Genomic DNA, 1,696 nt, shown 5'->3' with positions numbered 1-1,696 from the left:
TGGTCAGATGGCTTATATCAACCACCTGCAAAATTCAGGAGTTGGTAATGATGGCACAAGTTCAATATCAAACGCTCAGCGATAGTCAGCTTTTGGCAGATATGGCAGTCGAAGCGTTAATTGATGAAGTTAATCTGACACCGAAACCAGCTTTGGTCGATCGCCGTGGCAGTGGTGCACACAATGACCTGACTTTGGAGTTAATGGAGCGCTCTGCGAAAAGTTTAGGACCCATGTTTGAAGCGATGGCTCAAGCTGCAAAGCATCATGGAAAAGTCTGTTTAGCTTTGCGTGAAGACATTGGAGAAATCGGTCGCCAAGGTGAAAAGACCATGATGTTGGCAACAGATGGTGTAAATACACACCGCGGTGCAATTTGGGCCTTGGGTTTAATGGTGACGGCAGCAGCATTAGAACGCACGAATCAACAATATTTATCGGCTGTTGAGCTATGCCAGTTAGCAGGTCAGATTGCCCAGCTTGAAGATCGCTTTATTCCAAAACAGGCTTTAAGTCATGGTCAAAAAGTACAGAAAAAATTAGGTGTCTTAGGTGCCAAAGAACAGGCACAACAAGGTTTTCCAACGATTGTGAATTTTGGGTTAAAGCAACTTTATCAAAGTCGCAGTAAACCTATGAAAGAAGAGTTCGCTCGCTTAGATGCATTACTTGCCATGATGACAGATTTGACCGATACCTGTGTGCTTTATCGATCTGGAACATCTGGTTTAAAGCGTATGCAACAAGGTGCTCAGCAAGTATTGGATTTGGGTGGCAGTTCAAGCTTGGAAGGTCGACGTGCTTTGCATCTTTTAGAGATTGATCTGCTTCGGATGAAAGCTTCTGCTGGTGGTGCCGCAGATTTGTTGGCAGCAACCTTGTTTATAGATCGTGTTGAGCAGTCATCTGTGAAAAATAAAAAGGGATTTTGATTATGGAAACACTTCATTTTGAATTTGTGGCCACAGAGCCACCTGTAAAAAAAGCACTAGTAGGATGTGTAGGCTCTGGCGATTTAGAAATTTTGATGGAACCCGGTGAAAAGGGAAAGACTTCTATTCAGGTAGTGACTTCGGTAGATGGCAGTGCAGCACGTTGGCACAATCTTTTTGAACGGATTTTTACTGCTCAAATACCGCCAGCGGTCAATATTGATATTCATGACTTTGGTGCAACTCCTGGTGTCGTTCGCTTACGTCTGGAACAAGCATTAGAGGAGATTGCTCATGACTGATATTCAGAGTTTGTTAAATAAACAAGATTTTATTGAGTTGAGTGCGAGAGAGCGTGCTAAAGCATTATTAGATGAAGGGACTTTTCGAGAGTTGCTCGACCCATTTGCACGTGTTATGTCGCCTTGGTTGGTTCAGCAAAATATTGTGCCGCAAGCCGATGATGGTGTAGTGATTGCAAAGGGAACTATTCAAGAACAGCCAGTAGTTTTAATTTCTATTGAAGGCTTATTTCAAGGTGGCAGTTTAGGTGAGGTAGGTGGTGCCAAAATTGCGGGTGCCTTAGAACTTGCGGTTGAAGACAATCTAAAAGGCATTCCAACAGCTGCAATTTTATTGTTGGAAACGGGTGGCGTTCGTTTACAAGAAGCAAATCTGGGCTTGGCTGCAATTGCTGAAATTCAGGCTGCAATTGTGAATTTACGTCAGTATCAACCCGTGATTGCCGTGGTTGCTGGTAGTGT

3 protein-coding genes are annotated in these 1,696 nt (G+C 43.6%); all 3 read left to right on the top strand.

Annotation, left to right across the window (positions count from 1 at the left end; translation table 11 throughout):
- Positions 1-47: 47 nt before the first annotated feature.
- Complete coding sequence (locus tag C1642_RS18975) at positions 48-932, top strand: triphosphoribosyl-dephospho-CoA synthase (protein WP_171304720.1); 885 nt, start codon at positions 48-50, stop codon at positions 930-932.
- 2 nt (positions 933-934) lie between these two features.
- A complete protein-coding gene (locus tag C1642_RS17025) occupies positions 935-1,234 on the top strand; it encodes a malonate decarboxylase subunit delta (protein ID WP_000448953.1) in 300 nt (99 codons plus the stop codon).
- A partial coding sequence (locus C1642_RS17020; protein ID WP_103236628.1) for a biotin-independent malonate decarboxylase subunit beta occupies positions 1,227-1,696 on the top strand: 470 nt, incomplete at its 3' end. The genes C1642_RS17025 and C1642_RS17020, both read left to right, overlap by 8 nt.

It is taken from the genome of Acinetobacter sp. AKBS16 (assembly GCF_002899995.1).
Lineage (GTDB): Bacteria > Pseudomonadota > Gammaproteobacteria > Pseudomonadales > Moraxellaceae > Acinetobacter > Acinetobacter baumannii.
The sequence above is the reverse complement of the archived record's forward strand: the minus strand, read 5'-3'. Positions and strand labels throughout refer to the sequence as shown.